This window comes from Flavobacterium soyae (assembly GCF_045348165.1).
Lineage (GTDB): Bacteria > Bacteroidota > Bacteroidia > Flavobacteriales > Flavobacteriaceae > Flavobacterium > Flavobacterium soyae.
This window is the reverse complement of the sequence record NZ_CP150845.1, coordinates 4,930,903-4,949,832: the sequence shown is the minus strand read 5'-3', so window position 1 is coordinate 4,949,832 and position 18,930 is coordinate 4,930,903. Positions and strand designations below refer to the sequence as shown.

23 protein-coding genes are annotated in these 18,930 nt (G+C 33.2%); 3 read left to right on the top strand and 20 right to left on the bottom strand.

The annotated features are described in order from the left end of the window. Positions 1 to 178: 178 nt before the first annotated feature. Positions 179 to 997 carry a 3-methyl-2-oxobutanoate hydroxymethyltransferase gene (gene panB / locus AABD74_RS20455; protein ID WP_232679403.1) on the bottom strand — a complete coding sequence of 273 codons (819 nt, stop codon included), beginning with the start codon at positions 995 to 997 and terminating at the stop codon, positions 179 to 181. Between the two features lie 377 nt (positions 998 to 1,374). Then, positions 1,375 to 2,802: an L-serine ammonia-lyase gene (locus tag AABD74_RS20450; RefSeq protein WP_406844127.1), complete on the bottom strand. Its 1,428-nt coding sequence runs from the start codon at positions 2,800 to 2,802 to the stop codon at positions 1,375 to 1,377. Between the two features lie 320 nt (positions 2,803 to 3,122). Between AABD74_RS20450 and AABD74_RS20445 the strand changes: the two genes are divergently transcribed. Genes AABD74_RS20445 through AABD74_RS20435 form a run of 3 tightly spaced genes read left to right on the top strand, consistent with a single transcriptional unit; the run spans position 3,123 to position 6,419 of the window. Further along, a complete protein-coding gene (locus AABD74_RS20445; protein WP_406844126.1) occupies positions 3,123 to 5,270 on the top strand; it encodes a cation:proton antiporter in 2,148 nt (715 codons plus the stop codon). Positions 5,271 to 5,294: 24 nt separating this feature from the next. Further along, on the top strand, positions 5,295 to 6,038 hold the full coding sequence (locus tag AABD74_RS20440; RefSeq protein ID WP_406844125.1) for a DUF2625 domain-containing protein: 744 nt from the start codon (positions 5,295 to 5,297) through the stop codon (positions 6,036 to 6,038). An 18-nt stretch (positions 6,039 to 6,056) separates the two neighbouring features. After that, positions 6,057 to 6,419, top strand: coding sequence for a VOC family protein (locus AABD74_RS20435; protein WP_232679410.1), 363 nt, complete (start codon positions 6,057 to 6,059; stop codon positions 6,417 to 6,419). A gap of 74 nt (positions 6,420 to 6,493) precedes the next feature. On the opposite strand, the gene AABD74_RS20430 is transcribed toward AABD74_RS20435, so the two are convergent. From AABD74_RS20430 to AABD74_RS20345, 18 genes are all read right to left on the bottom strand, one after another. After that, positions 6,494 to 7,177: a 2'-5' RNA ligase family protein gene (locus AABD74_RS20430; RefSeq protein WP_406844124.1), complete on the bottom strand. Its 684-nt coding sequence runs from the start codon at positions 7,175 to 7,177 to the stop codon at positions 6,494 to 6,496. Positions 7,178 to 7,182: 5 nt separating this feature from the next. Beyond that, positions 7,183 to 7,551: an iron chaperone gene (locus AABD74_RS20425; protein WP_406844123.1), complete on the bottom strand. Its 369-nt coding sequence runs from the start codon at positions 7,549 to 7,551 to the stop codon at positions 7,183 to 7,185. An 84-nt stretch (positions 7,552 to 7,635) separates the two neighbouring features. Next, positions 7,636 to 8,103 carry an SRPBCC family protein gene (locus AABD74_RS20420; RefSeq protein WP_406844122.1) on the bottom strand — a complete coding sequence of 156 codons (468 nt, stop codon included), beginning with the start codon at positions 8,101 to 8,103 and terminating at the stop codon, positions 7,636 to 7,638. Positions 8,104 to 8,213: 110 nt separating this feature from the next. After that, the gene (locus tag AABD74_RS20415; RefSeq protein WP_406844121.1) at positions 8,214 to 8,894 is read right to left on the bottom strand and encodes a porin family protein; all 681 of its coding nucleotides are present in this window, start codon (positions 8,892 to 8,894) and stop codon (positions 8,214 to 8,216) included. Between the two features lie 48 nt (positions 8,895 to 8,942). After that, complete coding sequence (locus AABD74_RS20410) at positions 8,943 to 9,524, bottom strand: TIGR00730 family Rossman fold protein (RefSeq protein ID WP_406844120.1); 582 nt, start codon at positions 9,522 to 9,524, stop codon at positions 8,943 to 8,945. A gap of 81 nt (positions 9,525 to 9,605) precedes the next feature. Further along, entirely contained in the window at positions 9,606 to 10,130 is a 525-nt protein-coding gene (locus AABD74_RS20405) for a GNAT family N-acetyltransferase (RefSeq protein WP_406844119.1), read from the bottom strand. Positions 10,131 to 10,353: 223 nt separating this feature from the next. Then, on the bottom strand, positions 10,354 to 11,478 hold the full coding sequence (locus AABD74_RS20400; protein ID WP_406844118.1) for a lactonase family protein: 1,125 nt from the start codon (positions 11,476 to 11,478) through the stop codon (positions 10,354 to 10,356). Between the two features lie 18 nt (positions 11,479 to 11,496). Next, positions 11,497 to 12,033, bottom strand: a complete 537-nt coding sequence (locus tag AABD74_RS20395; RefSeq protein ID WP_406844117.1) for a GNAT family N-acetyltransferase — start codon at positions 12,031 to 12,033, stop codon at positions 11,497 to 11,499. A 181-nt stretch (positions 12,034 to 12,214) separates the two neighbouring features. Further along, entirely contained in the window at positions 12,215 to 13,318 is a 1,104-nt protein-coding gene (locus AABD74_RS20390; RefSeq protein WP_406844116.1) for an MBL fold metallo-hydrolase, read from the bottom strand. A 2-nt stretch (positions 13,319 to 13,320) separates the two neighbouring features. Continuing rightward, positions 13,321 to 13,743: a DUF1801 domain-containing protein gene (locus AABD74_RS20385; RefSeq protein ID WP_406844115.1), complete on the bottom strand. Its 423-nt coding sequence runs from the start codon at positions 13,741 to 13,743 to the stop codon at positions 13,321 to 13,323. Further along, the gene (locus AABD74_RS20380; protein ID WP_406844114.1) at positions 13,730 to 14,800 is read right to left on the bottom strand and encodes a serine hydrolase domain-containing protein; all 1,071 of its coding nucleotides are present in this window, start codon (positions 14,798 to 14,800) and stop codon (positions 13,730 to 13,732) included. The genes AABD74_RS20385 and AABD74_RS20380 overlap by 14 nt, the downstream gene beginning before the upstream one ends. 59 nt (positions 14,801 to 14,859) lie before the next feature. Beyond that, positions 14,860 to 15,228, bottom strand: a complete 369-nt coding sequence (locus AABD74_RS20375; protein ID WP_232679434.1) for an ester cyclase — start codon at positions 15,226 to 15,228, stop codon at positions 14,860 to 14,862. A gap of 82 nt (positions 15,229 to 15,310) precedes the next feature. Further along, positions 15,311 to 15,991, bottom strand: coding sequence for an aspartate/glutamate racemase family protein (locus tag AABD74_RS20370; RefSeq protein ID WP_406844113.1), 681 nt, complete (start codon positions 15,989 to 15,991; stop codon positions 15,311 to 15,313). Further along, complete coding sequence (locus AABD74_RS20365; protein ID WP_406844112.1) at positions 15,991 to 16,422, bottom strand: hypothetical protein; 432 nt, start codon at positions 16,420 to 16,422, stop codon at positions 15,991 to 15,993. Before AABD74_RS20365 ends, AABD74_RS20370 begins: the two co-directional genes overlap by 1 nt. Before the next feature lie 326 nt (positions 16,423 to 16,748). Then, positions 16,749 to 17,234, bottom strand: coding sequence for an SRPBCC domain-containing protein (locus tag AABD74_RS20360; RefSeq protein ID WP_232679439.1), 486 nt, complete (start codon positions 17,232 to 17,234; stop codon positions 16,749 to 16,751). 168 nt (positions 17,235 to 17,402) lie between these two features. Beyond that, a complete protein-coding gene (locus AABD74_RS20355; protein ID WP_406844111.1) occupies positions 17,403 to 17,741 on the bottom strand; it encodes a nuclear transport factor 2 family protein in 339 nt (112 codons plus the stop codon). A 37-nt stretch (positions 17,742 to 17,778) separates the two neighbouring features. Beyond that, positions 17,779 to 18,387 carry an NAD(P)H-dependent oxidoreductase gene (locus tag AABD74_RS20350; RefSeq protein ID WP_406844110.1) on the bottom strand — a complete coding sequence of 203 codons (609 nt, stop codon included), beginning with the start codon at positions 18,385 to 18,387 and terminating at the stop codon, positions 17,779 to 17,781. A 120-nt stretch (positions 18,388 to 18,507) separates the two neighbouring features. After that, positions 18,508 to 18,918: a hypothetical protein gene (locus tag AABD74_RS20345; RefSeq protein ID WP_406844109.1), complete on the bottom strand. Its 411-nt coding sequence runs from the start codon at positions 18,916 to 18,918 to the stop codon at positions 18,508 to 18,510. Positions 18,919 to 18,930: the final 12 nt, after the last annotated feature.

Here is an 18,930-nt window from a genome sequence, read left to right as displayed (position 1 = left end):
TGAAGCTTAAAAAATACCTCCAGCTAAAGCTGGAGGCAATTAATTTTTTGAATTTTAAAAAGCCTTTGCTCCTTTGTTATTTTGAGTCTTTGTTCTTAAAAAAGAAACCTTAGAGCCTTTGCACCTAAAAAAAACTTAGCATCTCAGAACCTTAGCAACTTAGCATCTTAAAAAAAAACTAATATTGTTCTCCAGCATTAGGAAAATCACTAGATTTAACATCAGCAGCATATTGACCAATTGCTTTTGTCATTTCTTCGTATAAATTTAAATAACGACGTAAGAAACGCGGGCTGAATTCATTATTCATTCCTAACATATCGTGTATAACTAAAACTTGTCCGTCAACACCGCCTCCGGCACCAATACCAATTACCGGAATCGAAATACTTTTAGCCACTTTTTCGGCTAAATCTGCAGGGATTTTTTCAAGAACAACACCAAAACAGCCTACTTTTTCAAGCATTTTAGCATCTTCAATTAATTTTTCGGCCTCTTGTTCTTCTTTTGCACGAACGCTGTACGTTCCAAATTTATAGATAGACTGAGGTGTTAAACCCAAATGTCCCATAACCGGAATTCCTGCGTTTAATATTTTTTTGATAGATTCTTTAATTTCTTTCCCGCCTTCTAATTTTACAGCATGTCCGCCGCTTTCTTTCATAATTCTAATGGCAGAACGCAAAGCTTCTTTAGGATCAGACTGGTAACTCCCAAAAGGTAAATCAACTACAACCAAACCTCTTTCTACAGCGCGAACTACAGACGAAGCGTGATAAATCATTTGATCTAAAGTAATTGGCAGAGTCGTTTCGTGGCCCGCCATAACATTTGAAGCAGAATCTCCCACTAAAATCACATCGACTCCTGCGGTATCAACAATTTTAGCCATTGTATAATCATACGCCGTAAGCATAGAGATTTTTTCTCCGTTGCTTTTCATTTCAATTAATGACTTTGTTGTGATTCTTTTATAATCTTTTTTTGCTACTGACATTTTATTTTTTTTTGATAATGTAAAAGTATTGAATAATTGTAAAAGGGGAATCAGCAATAAAAGATTATTTCGACAGAAAAAAGCTTCCCATCTTTAAACTCTAATCTAAACTGACTGTCCTCCATTATGATAGAATAATTATGCAGTGATTTTATCGAAGCATCGATATAAGTTCCATATTTTTCAATGAAAGCTTTTTCGGACACTGAATTAAGTTGTTTTGAGTTTTTTTTGCCACAGATTAAAAGGATTTTTACAGATTTTTTATTTTATACAGGTTTTAAAAAATAAGCAGATTTAATTTTAAATAAAATCTGCTTAAATCTGCGTGAAAAAACCATTTTAATCCGTTTAATCTGCGGCAAAAAAATATATGTTTAGCAATCTGCCATGTTTACCGCAATGGCAAGCCCGCCTTCTGAGGTTTCTTTGTATTTAGAATTCATGTCTTTTGCCGTTTGCCACATGGTATCTATTACTTTATCTAAAGGCACTTTAGCATTTTTAGAATCGGTTTCAAGAGCCAGTTCAGCAGCATTTATGGCTTTGATGGCGCCCATTGTGTTTCGCTCTATACACGGAATCTGAACTAAACCGCCAATTGGGTCGCAGGTTAAACCAAGATGATGTTCCATTGCAATTTCGGCAGCCATTAAAACCTGAGCCGGAGTACCGCCCATTAATTCACAAAGAGCCGCTGCCGCCATCGATGACGAAACGCCAATCTCTGCCTGACAACCGCCCATTGCAGCAGAAATTGTAGAACCTTTTTTAAAGATACTTCCAATTTCGCCGGCAACCATCAAAAATTGTTTGATCTCTTTTTCGCCTGCATCATGGTTTTCAATAACCATATAATACATTAAAACTGCCGGAATAACGCCCGCACTTCCGTTTGTTGGAGCTGTAACGACACGGCCTAACGAAGCGTTTACTTCATTTACAGCCAATGCAAAACAACTTACCCATTTTAGAATCTGACGAAATTTAACCTCCGTTTTTCTAATTTCTTCCAGCCACGACTGCGGATCAGTATAATTAGAAAGACCAATTAGATTTTGATGCATATCAAAAGCGCGTCGGCGAACATGTAATCCGCCCGGAAGAATTCCTTCAGAATGACAGCCAATGTACATGCATTCGAGCATTGTATTCCAAATACGCATTAATTCTGAATGAATTACTTCTTCAGAACGCATTGATTTTTCGTTTTCGTAAACAATCTCAGAAATCGATTTGTTTTCAGAAACCGTATAATTTAAAAGCTCAACCGCATTTTGAATCGGAAACGGGAAAGCACATTTTATAACTTCTTTAATTTTGGCATTTTCACGTTCTTCTTTTACCACAAATCCGCCGCCAATAGAATAAAAGGTAGATTCATATTCAGAATCGTCATTTTTATAAGCCGTAAATTTTAACCCATTTGCATGGAAAGGAAGAAAATCTTTATTGAAAACAATATCCTGAAGAAAATAAAATGGGATTTTATATTCATTTGCGAGATTGATCTCGTTTGTATCTTCAATAGTTTTAACGATTCCGGCAATATTTTCAACCGGAATATATTCAGGATCCTGACCGCTTAGGCCAAGCATAACAGACAGATCGGTAGCATGACCTTTTCCTGTCAGGGAAAGAGATCCATACAAATCGACTTTTACACGTTTAACCTGATCTAAAATCGATTCATTTTTTAACTCTTCTAAAAAACGTTCGGCGGCTCTCCACGGACCTAAAGTATGTGAGCTAGAAGGGCCAACGCCAATTTTAAGCATATCAAAAACAGAGATACATTCTTCCATTGTTCAATTTTTGTTAAGACAAAGATAATTGAATAATGCAATGAAGGATTAATTTTGAATGTTAATCTTGCGTATTTGTTAAAAAAGATATTAAATTTTATTAATTCGGCAACGAAATAAATTTAATATCTTAATATGGGGTTTTCATAAAAAAGTTAATCTTTTTTCGGTATTTTTGTAAAGATGCAACTATCAAAATCTGCTGTTTCTTTTAATTGCCCAAAATTGAAAATTAACCGAAACTTTAGATGATTTCGTTTTAATTCTACCAATGTCTTTTTACGAAAATTTAGAATACCATAAAAAGATAAAATTATATTATGATAGAATTTTTCAAGCATTTTTTACACGAATTTGAATTACCTCTCAGCAACCCAGTATTGATTTTCTCTTTAATACTTTTTATTATTCTGCTGTCGCCCATTTTACTTAAAAAAATAAATATTCCGGGAATTATTGGTTTGATTATTTCGGGAGTTATCATTGGACCTCATGGACTTAATATTTTGGCTAAAAACTCTGCCGTTGATTTATTTTCGACAATCGGGCTTTTGTACATTATGTTTATTGCGGGTCTGGAATTAGATATGAATGAGTTTAAAGCCAATAGAAACAAGAGTTTATTATTCGGATTTTTTACATTTATTCTTCCGCTTTCAATAGGTTTTCCGGTTTGTTTTTATTTACTGCAATACGATTTTAATGCCAGTTTTTTAACAGCGAGTATGTTTGCGACTCATACTTTGGTAGCTTATCCAATTGTGAGCAAACTCGGAATTGCAAAAAATCAGGCTGTTGCCATTACCGTTGGCGGAACTATTTTAACAGATACAGCCGTTTTGATTATCCTGGCCGTAATTATGGGAAGCAGTCAGGGAAGTTTAAATCAGGCTTTTTGGATTAAATTGGGGGTTTCATTGGCAATTTTCTCTGCCATTATGTTTTTATTGATTCCGAGAATTGCCAAATGGTTTTTCAAAAAACTGGAAAGTGAAAAACACGCCCATTATATTTTTGTTCTTTCTGTAGTTTTCTTTGCCGCCTTTTTGGCAGAAGCGGCAGGAGTAGAGCCTATTATTGGCGCTTTCGTTGCCGGTTTAGCATTAAACCCTTTAATTCCGCAGTCATCGGCTTTAATGAACCGAATTGAATTTATAGGAAACTCATTATTTATTCCGTTTTTCCTGATTTCTGTTGGAATGCTGGTTGATATAAGCGTGATTTTAAGCGGACCAACTGCTTTAATTGTTGCCGGAACTTTGAGTGTTGTGGCTATTTTTGGAAAATGGATTGCAGCTTTTTTTACACAAGTCGTTTTTAAATACAGCAAAACCGAAAGACAGCTTATTTTTGGTTTGAGCAGTGCGCACGCCGCCGCAACTCTTGCCGTAATTTTAGTGGGTTTTAAAGCTAAAATCCTGGATGAAAATATCTTAAACGGAACTATTATTTTAATTCTGATTACTTGTATCGTAGCCTCTTTTGCAACCGAAAAAGCAGCGAAGAAAATAGCCATCTGCGAAGAAGAAATTTCGCATACAAACACAGATAAAGATCAAATTTTAGACGAGCATATTTTAATTCCATTAGCAAAAACTTCTGCCGCAGCGAGTCTGCTGGATTTTGCCCTTTTAATAAAAGATAAGAAATCGTCGAATCCTGTAACGCTTTTAACGATTGTGCCAAATAACGATCAGGCTGAAAAGAATATTTTAAAATATCGAAAAGCGGTTGATAAATTTGTAATCCAAGGTTCGGCATCTGAAGTAAAAATAAATACAATCGCAAGAATCGACCATAATCCGGCGAGTGGAATTGCGAGAACTTCTAAAGAAATAATGTCAGATATTGTGATTGTAGGCTGGCCAAGGAAAACAGGTTTCCTGGATAAAATTTTTGGAGAAAATGTAGATTCAATCATAAACAATGTTGACAAAAGTTTGTTTATCAGCAGATTTCAAAAAACATTTATTGAAGATAAAAGACTGGTATTTATCTGCCCGCCATTTTCAGAAAGAGGAATTGGATTTCAGCTTTTATTGCAGAAAATATGCAGGTTATCACAAGAACTAAGTATTCCGATTGTTGTTTATGCCGAATATAAAACGCATCAAACCATTCAGCAGATTGCTAATAATCTTCGATTGAATGCTAAATTAGGTTTTAAAAGTGTAATAGAATGGGATGATTTTGAATCGATTTCAGACGAAATTCGTGAAACTGATTTAATTGTTTTCAATTTATCCCGAAAAGGTTCGGTTTCGTATCATTCTATTTTTGACAGACTACCTCAAAAATTCGAAAAATTCTTCAACAATAATAATATCATTCTGGTTTATCCACAAGACGATCGAAAAATCAGCTCTATGGACGCCTATGAAGATTTTACTGCCACACCATTAACCAAAAGCTTGGAAGCAATCGAGCAGATTGGGCGAGGTTTAGGAAGTATTTTGAAGAAGGGTTAGATTTAAATAATTATAAGCCATTAAATGATACCAAAGTTTCCGTTAATTGTACTGACATTTTTAACTTTTGCAGCGACTGCACAAAACAAAATGAAAAAAGCCGAAGAACTTATAGATAAAGCAGATACGGGCTGGACTCTGGTAGAAGACTGGATTAAAACGGCAACAAATAAAGTGGAGATTTTACCGGTCGATGCATTAAAGGCAAAAGATGCTTTGTACAAAACTCAGGTTACAACGCGTTCGACAATGGGAGCAGTTATTTTTAATACCGGAGGGATTTTAGTTGATGACGGCTGGATTAGAATTTTAGGTTCTGGAAGTGCAAGATTTAATCGTTCGCTGCCTGATTGGAACAAAGGAAAATCATTTAATGAGTTTGGCGAAACTCCAGCTTTTTTATTAATTGCAGATGATGCAATTGGCGGTTTTTATTTTTTAAATGGAGGAGGATTAGGAACTGACGCAGGGAAAATTTATTATTTTTCTCCTGATAATCTGGAGTTTGAACCGCTAGATATTACATATTCTGAGTTTTTAGGATTTTGTTTTAGTAATGATTTAGATAAGTTTTATGAAGGCAACAGATGGAAGGACTGGAGAACAGAAGTTTCTAAATTAAAAGGCGATGAAGTATTCAATTTTTATCCGTTTTTATGGACAGCCGAAGGAAGTGATATCAATAAAAATACACGAAAAATAATTCCGGTTCAGGAACAGTACAGTTTGAATTTAGATTTACGAAAGCAGCTTGGGTTTGATAAATAATTTCAAGAAACAATAAAGATGAATCATAATATAAAATCAATCCGGCCATTTATTGGAGCAAAAAACTTTGAAGTTTCAAGAAGTTTTTATCGCGATTTAGGATTTGAAGAAATAGTTTTAGAATCTAATTTTTCTGTTTTTAAATCAGGAGAAACTGCCTTTTATCTACAAGATTATTACGATAAAAATTGGATTGAAAACACAATGATTTTTCTTGAAGTAGATGATGCTGATCGTTATTATAAGGAACTTTTAGCTTTAAACTTAACTGAAAAATATGGCGTAAAACTAACACCAACACGCCATTTAGATTGGGGAAGTGAATGTTTTCTGCACGATCCATCTGGGGTTTTATGGCATTTTGGAACTTTTAAAAAATAAGTTTGCCACGAATTTCACTAATTTTCACTAATTTTTATTTTTAATTCGTGGAAATTAGTGAAATTCGTGGTTATTTAATTTATTAGAAAATCTTCTAAGTGAATTGTGTTTTCTGCTCTTTGATACCAATCATTAAAAACTAATTCCAGTTTATCGGCTGTGAATTCTCCAAAAGTATAATCCCGAAATTGCTCAACAACTTCAATTAATTCCTTAGGATTTTGAAGCTCTTCTGTAAAACGCATTACCGTTGAATGTGCTGTAGAAATAGAATATCGGCTGTCGATACTTTGTTCTAAAGTTGAATTTCTAAAATTCTCCCGAAGTTTATTTCTTAAATTATTCAAAGTTTCACCTGAAGGAAATCCCTGAATCATTATTGCAGAATTTGATGCCGTAACGCCGCGAAATTCGATTTTGATTTCGCCCAAATCAGCTAAACTATTTTGGATTATGTTAATATAATCTTCGACATTAATTTTATCTAAACTAAAACTTTCATAACAGGAAATTATCGACATTACCGTAATATGAATATCAGAATCAGGATAATAATATTGGTTAGGTTCAACAGCTTTTAATTCTTTTAAAAACAACTGAATATTGGTTTTTATTTTTTCGCTTGGGCGGAGGAGAAACGTAATGCCAAAGCGGGAATCTGAACGATTATTTATTTTGGAATCTAAACTGTAATTTCTGTTTAAAATAGCTTCAGAAGAAGTTTTATAAAGTTGATTGTAATGTTCTGCTAAACTCATTCGGGTTATTTCTTTTTCGCTTTTTCCAGATTTTCTTTCACTCTAAACTTTACAATTTTGGTGATTAAATCGTACGGCATTTTTTCTTTTAAAGGAAACTGAACGGAACCTTTTCCAGATTTATATTTAGAAAGTTCCGCAGCAAAAGCTTCATGACCGCCTGGCAAAGCATACAATCCGATATGATTTTTAAATGCAGCAAAATAAACCAAGATTCCGTTTTGTTCAAAAGCCGACATAGAATAACTGATTTTTTCTTTGGCATCTGGTGCTGCTTTCTGAATCGTCATTCTAACTTTTTCTAAAATTTCCTGAACGTCATTGGGGAATGCACCAATGTATTCGTCGATATTTTTGGGTTTTTTTGTATCCATAAGTTTTGTTTTTTTGTTTCATGTTTCAAGTTTCAGGCTGCTGTAGAGAACTTGAAACTAAAGAAACCTGAAACCTGAAACTTTTTATGCCAGTCCTTTTGGAAATCTATCTAAAACTAAATTTAGCTGTAATTTATGCTCCAAATATGCTTTTGCTCCAGCTAAAACTAACGTGAAACCTTCGGTAGAATTGCGGACTTGGTCGATAATTTTATCTGAATCTCCTTTTAAACCTGAGTTTGTAATGCTTACAAAAGTTTCATTTTCGTTTAACGGGGTAAAAATCCATTCTACTAAAGTTGTTTCATCAGGATTTCCCCATTCAATAACAATCTTTTTATTTTCCTGTATAACTAATGTTTTAACCGAAAGCGAAAAACCATACATTTCCCAAGTCCATTCGGTTTTTTGATTTTCTTCTAATCTTCCTGAACCTTTTGTAAACCAAAATTTACTCGTAATTTCCGGATCAATAAAAGCCTGAAAAACTTCTGAAACAGGTTTTCTAATCAGCATTTCGGCTTTTGCAAATTTGTTGTTTTCTGGTTTCATTTTTCAACGTTAGATGTTATAAGTTAAATTTGAGAAGTTAGTTTAACTTCCTTCTTTTTCTTGAAACCTCTAATTTATGAAATTGTTGTAGGAAAAATGATAAAAATGAATTAAAATGTAAATCCGGCTAATAAATTCAGCGAGTTTGTTTTTATAGTACCGCCATTCATAACCTCGCCTTTAGCAATATTTGCTAATCCTAAATTCTCTCTTAATTCGATATAAAAATTATGATTTTCGTTAAGTTTAAATTCTTTTCCAATTCCGGCAGAAATACCATAATCTAATGATTTTCTATTTTTGGTATCTTCTACGTCTCCATTATATATAGAGGGGGCATTACTCTCTGATTTTATTCCGGATTTAAGTAAATAACCTAAATAAGGTCCGCCATTTATGTAAAAACTTTTATCATTTGAGAAATTATACTTTATCATAATCGGAAGTACAATATAATTTAAATATGTTGTGGTTTTAGATTTATAAATACTTTGTTCAATTGGTAATGGTGATTCTGCATTGTCTATTAAACTAATTGTACTTTTCGAAATCTGCGTTTTTCTCTCATAATTAAAATCAACTTTTATAGATAAGTTTTCTTGGATTTCATGTTGAAAAGAAAACCCAAATAAATAAGCAAAGCCGGGATTGTCGTCTACAAAACCGTCATAGCCTCTAAGACTGGAATAGTTTAAACCTCCTTGTATTCCGAATTTAACTTTTGAATCCTGTGCTGATGTTTTTAAAGTGATAAGAACGATTGTAAAAAATAAAAATGTAATTTTCTTCATGTTTGTTTTGGTTGAATATTTTTGACGGCGAATATATATAATTATGATTTATATATTTTTCTTATCAATCCATTTTCCAACCGTTGGCGGAATATAATTTTCCATTTGGTTTAATAAGTCCTCAATATCATCGCTTACCAAAAGCATTTTTTGATTAGCTTCTTTCAATAAACCTTTTTTACTCATGGTTTGAAGCAACTCTAAAAGCGAATCATAGAATCCGTTGATGTTTAAAATTGCGATTGGCTTTTTATGTAATCCTAACTGCGCCCAGGTCAGCATTTCGAAAAGTTCTTCCAGAGTCCCAAAACCACCCGGAAGTGCGATTACACCGTCGCATAAATCATTCATTTTGGTTTTGCGCTCATGCATGCTTTCTACCAAAATCAATTCGGTTAAACCCAGATGTGCGATTTCTTTTGATCTTAAAAAATTGGGTAGAACACCAATTACAGTTCCGTTTTCACTCAAAGCACCATCCGCAACAGCACCCATTAAACCAACATTTGCTCCGCCATAAACTAGAGCGATATTTTGTTTGGCTAAAATTTTTCCCAATAATTCGGCTTGTTCTTTATAGATTTCTTCGGTGCCAAAACTTGATCCGCAGAAAACGGTTATTCTTTTCATGTTGCTAGTTGAATTAAAAATTAAAAATTATGAATTAAAAATACTTGTAAAACTGTCACTGATAACTGCGACTGCAAACTATTACTTTTTTAGTTCATATTCAAAGTGCGGCAGACTTACACCATTATTCGTAAAAACCATAGTATTTACTTTTTCTGCACCAAGTTTTAAAACAGCTTTTTGCGAACGGAAATTCTCTGCTCCAATATGAAAAAGTATTGAATCAACATACTGAAAAGCGTAATCGATCAATAACTTTTTGCAGGATTTATTATACGGGCCGCCCCAGTATTTTCTGGATAGAAAAGTATATCCAATGGCAACACTCGATTTTTCGGGATTATAATCGTAATAACGCGTGGTTCCCATAATTTCATTGGTATGTTTATCCAGAATTAAAAACGAACCTTTTGAATCTATTGCAGTTTCAAAAAAAGTTTTAAAAACATCTTTTTTATAGCGGTCTTTCATTGGGTGCTGTTCCCAAATTAAAGGATCTGAAGCAGCTTTATAAAGTTCTTCAAAATGATTTTCCTCAAGAGGAATCAATTTTACAATTTGGTCTTCTAAAAAATCGGGCTGTAAGTTGAAATTTGATAATGTCATTTTATAGCGTTTTTTATGGTTAGTTCTTTTTTTACCACAGATTAAAAGGATTAAAAAGGATTTTTTTTGTCATTTCGACTGAAAGGAGAAATCGCACTCGTAAATCGACAAAGATTGGCGGTTCTCGTTGCGGAATTACTTGTGCGATTTCTCCTTTCAGTCGAAATGACAAAAAGCTGCGTAAACCCGTTTCAATCAGTAAAATCCGTGTGCCATTAAGCCATCAAATCTGTCTAATCTGTACACACGAAACGTTTTCCATTTTAATTTCTTTTCCTGTCTTCTTCAATAATCCTGTTTTAGGATTTCTTCTAAAAACAATAATATTTCCGGTATTTACATTAGTGGCAACTAAAAAATTTCCGGTTTCGTCAATGGCAAAAACTCTCGGATGTTTACCTAAAGTAGATTGATAACCTACGTTTTTCAATAATCCATTTTCGTTAATTGAAAAGATAGCAATGTTATTTTCTTTCCCTCGATTTGCAGCATACAGAAACTTTCCGTCTGGCGAAATATGAATATCTGAACTCTCAAAACCTTCTTTTATTTTATTGATATGCGTCGCAATGCGCTGGATTTTATTTAAAACTCCATTTTCATAATTATAAACACTTATCTGCCCCGCCATTTCTTCAATACAATAACCAAATTTTTGATTGGGATGAAAAGTAAAATGTCTAGGTCCGGCCTCTAAATCAGTTTTTGTAAATGGAGATTGAGCTTCGGTTAAAGGCTGTTTTTTATTTTCATCAAAGGCATAACAGCGAATTTTATCGGCGCCTAAATCGGGTAAAAATAGATAATCGAATTGAGGCGAAAAAACTGCCGAATGAACATGAGATCTTGTTTGCCTTTCCTTGTGTATACTTCCGTCTGTATATTGAAAATTTTGTGCAATTGAATCGATTTTTCCATTTTCTAAAAGAGGATAAACTGAAACACTTCCTTCTGTATAATTAGCATTTGCAATCCATTTTCCGCTTTTATGAACCGTAACATAAACTGGATTTTCGCCGCCGCTTCTCTGGCTGTTTAAAAAAGTCAGACTTTTATTTTCGGGATTAAATTCAAAACTGCTTACGCTTCCGGCATTTGGTGTTTTGGTATCGGTGCAGGCATAAACATATTTTCCGTTTGGCGAAACAGTCAAATACGAAGGATTTATAATGTTTTTTACCGAGGCTATTTTGATCAGTTTTCCGTTTAAAGTATCTAATTGATATATCTGAATCGCTTCTGCAGTTTTATTTCGATTGTATGATCCTAAAAACACATAGGTATTTTGAGAAAACATATTGCATGTTATCAGGAATACAGTTGTTAGGAAGGTTATTTTTTGCTTCAAGGCTTTGTTTTTAAGATGTTAAATTTGTGAAATGAGTGGCAGTCTAAAACCAAATACCGCCAGTTCGCCCTGCATGAAATCTAAATCTTCAGATCTTTTAAAACCTAGTTTCTCATACATTTTCCATGCTGTTTTCATGGCAAGTGTTGAATGGATAATAAGCTGTTTCTGATTGTTTTCAGCCGCTTTTTTGATACATGCTAATGTCAGCAGTTTACCAATTCCTTTTCCGCGTGCAATATTGTCAACACCCAATAATCGAAATCCTGCTGAGTTTTTTTCCTGAGTTGCAGTTCCGCCAGAACCATAATACTGCATATCATTAAAAAATACAACCGCTCCAAGAATAGTATTGTTGTCGTCAACAGCCGCTAAAAGTTCTGTTTCCTGATGATTGGTAAAATCACCAATATTAGCCAGCATTTTATAATAAACGGGTTGTTCGTTTTCTTTTGGAAAACCCTCTAATTGCGAGTAAACACGAATTAAAAGTTTTCCGATTTCTTCAAATTCTGAAGGAAAAGCGTTTCGAATTATATATTTTGAAGTATTCATTTTTTTTAGTTTTCAGTCACAGTCACAGTTTTTTGCGAATCTTGTCATTTCGAGGAACGAGAAATCACACAAGTAATTCGACAAAGATTGACGATTTAGTATACGGAATTTCTAGTGCGATTTCTCGTTCCTCGAAATGACAAACTAAAGCAATTTATAATTAACCATTTACAATTAACAATTATCTCACTCCTTTCCACCATTGTTTAAATTCCTGATTTTCATTTTTCAGTTCCACTAATTCTCCAATCATTGGTGTAATTAAAGGAATTGGATTTGCTGAATCTGCATTCAGTTTTGTTACTTTAATTAATGGCTCATCCCAAGAGTGCAGTGATAAAGAAAACTTTGATGAATGTACCGGAAATACTCTTTTTGCTTTTAGGTCCTGCATCGCCTGTATAACATCTTCGGGCATATTATGAATGTATTTCCAGTTTTTATTATATTGGCCGTTATCGATTAAAACAATATCAAAAGGGCCAAATTTTTCACCAATTTCTGCGAAATGTTTGTCATAACCGCTGTCTCCGCCCAAATACATTTTAAAATCTTTGCTTTCTAAAACAAAAGATGTCCAAAGCGTATTGCAGCGTTTAAAACTTCTGCCGGAAAAATGTCTTGACGGCGTTGTATGAAGCGTTAGATTTTCGTCTAATTCTATTTTTTCGTGCCAGTCTTTTTCGATAATATTTTCTGTTGGAAACCCCCAAAACTCAAAATGCGAACCAACGCCAAGTGCTGTGATTACTTTTTTGGTTTTTGGCTTTAATTTGAGAATCGTTTCATAATCTAAATGGTCGTAATGATCGTGTGTAAGCAGTAAATAATCGATTTCAGGAAGATCATCAACCGTATAAATATCTGTTCCTTTAAACGATTTTGTAGTACCCGAAATTGGAGAGGCGTTACCGCTAAAAACAGGATCGATTAAAAATCGTTTTCCTTCCAGCTGAATATAATAAGACGAATGCCCAAACCAAACTAAAACATCCTGATCGGGAGGAAGTTCATGCAAATTGGATTTGATTGACGGAATTAAATCGGCTGGAATTTTTCTATCGACTTTTTTGAAAATGAATTCAAATAAAACACCAATTAAGCTGGCACCTTCAGCAAGGTCTGGCGTGAAACTTTGGTTTTCGAATTTTCCGTTTTTATACTGAGGCGACTTTTCAATTAGAGCTAATCTTTCGCCGGATGGTTTTTTTCCAAATTTTGGATGTTGTAAAAAATTATAAGTGATAAGTACTATTACTAATAATAGAATTAAGAATGTGATCATTTTTATTTTGAGGGATATAAATTTTGGACTTCTTTAATCGAAAGTAAAATTATCTTTTTTAAGATTTCGATGTTGATATCAGCTAATTTCTTGATGTAAATACATGCTTTTGATACTTTGTATTTTCCCAGGTTTAAAAAAAGCTCTTCTCTTTTTTCTTCGGATAAATAAAAATACACTGTTGTTGCGGTTTTTCTGGGAGAAAAAGCAGCCAAAGGTGCGTCGCCTTCATGTCCTGTGGCATATTTGTAATGATAAGATCCAAAACCAATAATACTTGGCCCCCACATTTTAGGTTCAAAACCTGTAATTTGCTTCATTATTTTTATCAATTCAAAAGCATCATTTCTTTTTGCTTCGCTGTCTACAGCATTTATAAAATCAATAACACTGCTTTCAGTTGCTGTTGTTTTATTCTTTGCCATTGCCTTTTATTTTTTGATGTACTAAATCGCTTTTCAGCAGAATATTTTTGATTTTAAATTCAGAAATATAAAACAAATCGCGGCTTTCGTTCATTTGGTTTTCTAAAATTATTAAGCTGACACCGCTTTCCGGGAAATATAAATTTACGGATGAAAACCCGTCGCCTAAACCAGTATGTCCTATATATTTTACGGCTTCTTTCTCAATAATTTTAATACCGTAACCATAACCTTCATCTGCTTTTCCGAAGAAATTATGCTGTGCCAATATATTATATTTCAGCATTAATTGATACGTTTCTGGCTTTAAGATTTTTCCTTTATGAAGATTATTATTCCAAACCGATAAATCATTTACGGTAGAAACAACTCCGTCTGCGCCTAAACTTTGCGGTGTAATCTGTGTAGTTTTTACAGCTTCAAACTTTCCATTTGAGTTAAAATATCCTGTAGTTAAATTTTGAGTTTTATCTTTAGCATAACAAAAAGTATTGTTCATTTTTAATTTCCTAAAAAGAGCATTTGCTACTTCTGCATAACTTTTTTTGGTAGTAAATTCAACAATTTTTCCAGTAAGACTAAAACTTAAATTTCCGTAGCTAAATTGAGTTCCGGGTTTAAAAGCCAAAGGTTTTTGCAAATCGACAATTCCGTGTGTATGATTTAAAAGCTGATGAACCGTAACAGAATCTGCCCAGGATTGCGTTAATTCAGGAAGATATTTTTTAATTGGTGATTGTAAATCGACTTTGCCTTTTTCAACTTCCAATAAAAGTAAAACCGCAGCGACTTGCTTGCTGTTTGACATAATTTCAAATTGAGAGTTTATTGTTAAAGGTTTTTTAGTTTCAAAATTGGCAAAACCCTTTGCTTTTGAATACAATGTTTTTCCATTTTTAGAAATCAAAACAGCACCATTAAAAATAGGAGAAGTTGTATGTTCAGCCAAACTGTCAATCTTAGCGGTATAATCATCTTTTTTTTGTGCAGATGAATTGCAGTATGACAAAAGAAAAGTCAAAAGTAATAAAGCGGGAATTTTGTATTTAATGTTCATTTTTTTAGTCTCAGTTTTTAGTTTTCAGTCTCGGCTATTAATTTATAATTAACAATTAATCAAAACATTCCATTTTCATTAATCATTTCACTCGGAATTGGCTGCCCTAAATCCCAGAGTTCGACAATTTTACCTGACTCGAATTTGAAAATGTGAACGACGACAAATCCCAAATCAGCTGAATTTTGTTTTAAATGCGAATGTACAGCGACCAGATCGTGGTCAGCAATGATATGATGAATTTTAAAAATTTTATTTGGATTTTTTCTTGCTGATTCTTCCATTGCCAGCATTAAAGTTTGGGCATCACCTTTAAAATGAACATTATGATGCCTGAAATTTTCGCCTGCATAAAGCTTAAAAGCTTCATGCGGATATCCGCTTGCAGCAAGTTTTAAGAAGTTTTCTACGATTTCTTTCTTAGTCATAATTTAAAGGATTAAACAGCAAACTAAGTTATGAAAATTACGTTCTTAAAAAGCAAATAAAAATTATTATCTTAATTGATTTCTATGACAGGATGAAATTAACAATAGCTTCAGCATGTATTTTTGTGGTATCAAACACAGGAACTGAAAAATTAGATTGGTCTATAAGCATTGGGATTTCAGTACAGCCCAAAATAATGCCTTCGGCACCACGTGCAATTAATTCGTCTGCAATTTTAATATATTTTTGTTTTGAATCCTGATTTATAATTCCTCTGCCTAATTCTTCTTTCAAAACGTACTGTACATAATCCCGGGTTTCTTGATTTTCAGGGACAAGGACATTTATTCCAAAACTTTTTAATTTGTCTTTATAAAAATCCATTTCCATTGTAAATGAAGTTCCCAGAAGCCCAATTGCAGTAAGTTTTTTTTGCGTAATCGCTTTTGCTGTTTCGGTTCCAATATGTATTAGGGGCAATCCGGTTTCTTTCTCTAATTGATCTGCATAAAGATGTGCAGTGTTGGCACATAATACTATGGCTTCAACATCGCTTTTTTTCAAACTTAGACAAGCATTTAGTAAGATATCAAATGAATTTTGCCATGTTTTTTCCTGGATATCACCAAAGTTTACAGAGTAAATGAGACATTCTGCAAACTGCAGTCCGCCTAATTTTTTATTAGCGCCTTCGTTAATTAGTTTATAGTAATCAATAGTCGATACCCAACTGATACCGCCTACGAGACCAATTTTTTTCATTAGATTTTTATTGATGGTTTATTTTTTTTGCAGACTAATCTCAAAGCCAGATATGCCATTGGGATATAAGCAAAAACTAAATCTATAAATGTAAACCACATTGGCGATGGGAGTGAGCAGACCATTACAATTCCGCCAAACAGGAAAAAGGCACCAATAACAAGAGCTAATTTCTTTTTATGGTTAACTGCAATTAAAGCGGTTGTAACTGCGCCCAAAAAAGTCCCGGCTGTATGCGCCAGAAATGGAAACAGGTAATGTTTTGCTTCGTATAAATGCATCGTTTTTTGAATCCCTTCCATTGTTTTATTGTCGACTCCTTCCGGAAGTGGAATAATTGATTCACTTACTGTGATAATACTCATATTAACAATACTTCCAATAACAATTCCGGCAATAACAGCCAGTATATTCCTTAAAACGGGATTCATAATTTTAATTTTTTAATCTTACGAATATAGGAAAATTAAGATTATTTAGTCTGATTTTTTAATTAAAAGATTGTCTGAATTCTAAAGTTGAAACCCTTGTTTTTGTTTTAAATAATTTACTAAAAGACTACTGATATTCAAAACTTAATTCGAATGCAGTTTAAGGTTCTAAGCGATTAAGATTCTAAGGTTCTGAGTTTTTTTGCCACAGATTATAAGATTAACTCAATTTTTTTAATCTTTTTAATCCTCTAATCTGTGGCATATTTAAAAATAAACAGCGAAACTCCGTTTAATCCGTAAAATCCGAGGGCTAAATAAATCTCTTAGTTTTGAGATAGTTTCTTTTCGTTTTCAGTTTGAGGTTTTCCGCTTGCATTTGGGCTGCCTTTTCCGGTTTCGATTAAATTTTTCAAACTTTTTTGAATGTATGTTGTCCAGGCGTCACGGCATATTTCAAAACATTCGTATTCTTGATTTAAACCAAAATGTGTAAAACGAAGTTCTGTTTTTCCGTCTTTTTCTGTAATTTCAAAAGTTGGTTTTGTTCCTGTCCATTCCGTTTTGTCTTCTGTGAATTTAAAGTAGTTTTCTTCAACCAGCCAGACAATTTTCTGATTCGGAATTACTTCTGTTAATTTAATTTTACAGCGGTGAACATCTTCATAATGGTAATTAAATCCATCATTTTGTTTCGCTGTACTTCCTTCAATTTCTTCAGACCACCAGCCGCGCACATTGGTAACGGCATTAAAAACTTCCTTTGGTGACTGATTGACAATTATTGCTGTGGTAAAATCTGACATACTCATTTTTATGATTTTTAAGATATATATCAAATTTATTCTTTAAAAATCAATAAGTTAGGTTTTTATAAGACAATTGTAAGGGGGATTTCGGACAGATCTTGATTTTAGATTTAAACTTTGCGGTAATACTTACGCTGCATTTTTCAATTATCACATTATTTTATTTGCTAATTATTTCATTATATCCATTCTGTTTATTTTATCATTTTTTATTTCAAAAATGACTACTTGCTCTTTTTTAGTATCATCTCCATTTCGTCCTGATACAAATTCATGAACTATTGCTTTGTTATCAAAAAAAATGGTTTTTATTACTTCGGCATATATAGCAGGAGATTGTTTAAAAAGGTTGATAAACATTTCTTCGCATTCTTTTTTACCATTAATTGCTAATGTAAGGTCTTGAAAATTATAAATTTTTATTTCATCACTATACAACGGCATCATTTCTTGTATTGATTTATTATTAAAGGCTAACATTTGAATGTCTATAATTTCTTGTATTGTCATTATTTGGGATTGTTTTTATAATATGGGTATCTTATTTTTATTGCTGGGTTTTGGTCAAATAATTTTTAATCTTCGCTATAGCTTCATTAATCTGTAAAAAATGATTTTCCATTACATTTTCCAGCTCTAAAGTCCCGCCCAGAATCAGCATTTCTTTATTTTTAAAGCGCTGCCCCAAACGATCTTCGAGCATTATGGTTTCCATACTTTGTGCCATTCCAATTTCGGTTAAAAAAGCATTTGGGTGCCCGGCGGTGCAAATGACAAGTCCAAACGGAATTGTCTTCATTTTCGGAAAATCATCGGTTTGTCCGTAAGCATATCCAACCGAATAAACGCGGTCAAACCAGCCTTTTAGTTTTGCGGGACAATCGCTCCACCAAACGGGATATAGGAAAATAATACAATCGGCTTTTGCAATTTTTTCCTGTTCAGCTAAAACGTCTTTAGAAATTGGAAGACTGAGTTTTGCAAATCCTTCTCTTTCATATTCTTCTTCAGACATATCACTTTGAAAATCTGAAGCGTATAAATCTGAAACTTCAAGGTTCCAGTTTTGTTTTACTACAGCAGATTTTAATTGTTCTAAAACCTGAAATGTATAGGACTTTTTGCTTGGATGAGAGTATACGATTAAGATATTCATTTTTGAAGGTTTTAGAAAATTATTAAATAAAAAAAGAGAACCTAAAGTTCTCTTAAATACGAAATTACGAAATAGTTGTTAATTGTTAATTATGAGCTGCGAGTTAACAATTCACAATTACTATTTTATTCGGTCATATTCAGATGTTGAACAATCCAGACATTCTTCTGCCAGAAATAATTTTTTACCTTTAATTTCATAAGATCGGTCTATATAAGTTTCTTGCGTAATAGAACTGCCTTTATCAATTACTATCATTTTTTTATTGCCGCCAAAAATTGATTCTTTGGTGCGGATAAAATACTTTTGATCTTTAATCAGAGTTCCGTTTGCATAGGTTTTAATTGTAGTATTTGAGATTTCAATTACGATTTTTTGGCTTGATGCTTCCGGATAACCAGGACCGCCAAATCCTCCAGATGTTTTAATCCAGCTCCATTTGCCTTCTAAGCGATTATTAGCTGAAGAATTGTCATCATTATTGCAGGAAATCAATAAAGAGAAAATAAGAAATAGTAAATATTTTTTCATCGGTTTAAATTT

Bases quoted from the DNA above. Each gene is read 5' to 3' on its own strand.
- AABD74_RS20390 (WP_406844116.1), bottom strand. From the start codon at position 13,318: ATGATCACATTCTTAATTCTATTATTAGTAATAGTACTTATCACTTAT.
- AABD74_RS20365 (WP_406844112.1), bottom strand. From the start codon at position 16,422: ATGAATCCCGTTTTAAGGAATATACTGGCTGTTATTGCCGGAATTGTT.
- AABD74_RS20355 (WP_406844111.1), bottom strand. From the start codon at position 17,741: ATGACAATACAAGAAATTATAGACATTCAAATGTTAGCCTTTAATAAT.
- AABD74_RS20450 (WP_406844127.1), bottom strand. From the start codon at position 2,802: ATGGAAGAATGTATCTCTGTTTTTGATATGCTTAAAATTGGCGTTGGC.
- AABD74_RS20405 (WP_406844119.1), bottom strand. From the start codon at position 10,130: ATGACATTATCAAATTTCAACTTACAGCCCGATTTTTTAGAAGACCAA.
- AABD74_RS20370 (WP_406844113.1), bottom strand. From the start codon at position 15,991: ATGAAAAAAATTGGTCTCGTAGGCGGTATCAGTTGGGTATCGACTATT.
- AABD74_RS20440 (WP_406844125.1), top strand. From the start codon at position 5,295: ATGATACCAAAGTTTCCGTTAATTGTACTGACATTTTTAACTTTTGCA.
- AABD74_RS20360 (WP_232679439.1), bottom strand. From the start codon at position 17,234: ATGAGTATGTCAGATTTTACCACAGCAATAATTGTCAATCAGTCACCA.
- panB (WP_232679403.1), bottom strand. From the start codon at position 997: ATGTCAGTAGCAAAAAAAGATTATAAAAGAATCACAACAAAGTCATTA.
- AABD74_RS20430 (WP_406844124.1), bottom strand. From the start codon at position 7,177: ATGAGTTTAGCAGAACATTACAATCAACTTTATAAAACTTCTTCTGAA.
- AABD74_RS20350 (WP_406844110.1), bottom strand. From the start codon at position 18,387: ATGAATATCTTAATCGTATACTCTCATCCAAGCAAAAAGTCCTATACA.
- AABD74_RS20425 (WP_406844123.1), bottom strand. From the start codon at position 7,551: ATGGATACAAAAAAACCCAAAAATATCGACGAATACATTGGTGCATTC.
- AABD74_RS20410 (WP_406844120.1), bottom strand. From the start codon at position 9,524: ATGAAAAGAATAACCGTTTTCTGCGGATCAAGTTTTGGCACCGAAGAA.
- AABD74_RS20380 (WP_406844114.1), bottom strand. From the start codon at position 14,800: ATGAACATTAAATACAAAATTCCCGCTTTATTACTTTTGACTTTTCTT.
- AABD74_RS20415 (WP_406844121.1), bottom strand. From the start codon at position 8,894: ATGAAGAAAATTACATTTTTATTTTTTACAATCGTTCTTATCACTTTA.
- AABD74_RS20445 (WP_406844126.1), top strand. From the start codon at position 3,123: ATGATAGAATTTTTCAAGCATTTTTTACACGAATTTGAATTACCTCTC.
- AABD74_RS20345 (WP_406844109.1), bottom strand. From the start codon at position 18,918: ATGAAAAAATATTTACTATTTCTTATTTTCTCTTTATTGATTTCCTGC.
- AABD74_RS20375 (WP_232679434.1), bottom strand. From the start codon at position 15,228: ATGACTAAGAAAGAAATCGTAGAAAACTTCTTAAAACTTGCTGCAAGC.
- AABD74_RS20385 (WP_406844115.1), bottom strand. From the start codon at position 13,743: ATGGCAAAGAATAAAACAACAGCAACTGAAAGCAGTGTTATTGATTTT.
- AABD74_RS20395 (WP_406844117.1), bottom strand. From the start codon at position 12,033: ATGAATACTTCAAAATATATAATTCGAAACGCTTTTCCTTCAGAATTT.
- AABD74_RS20420 (WP_406844122.1), bottom strand. From the start codon at position 8,103: ATGAAACCAGAAAACAACAAATTTGCAAAAGCCGAAATGCTGATTAGA.
- AABD74_RS20435 (WP_232679410.1), top strand. From the start codon at position 6,057: ATGAATCATAATATAAAATCAATCCGGCCATTTATTGGAGCAAAAAAC.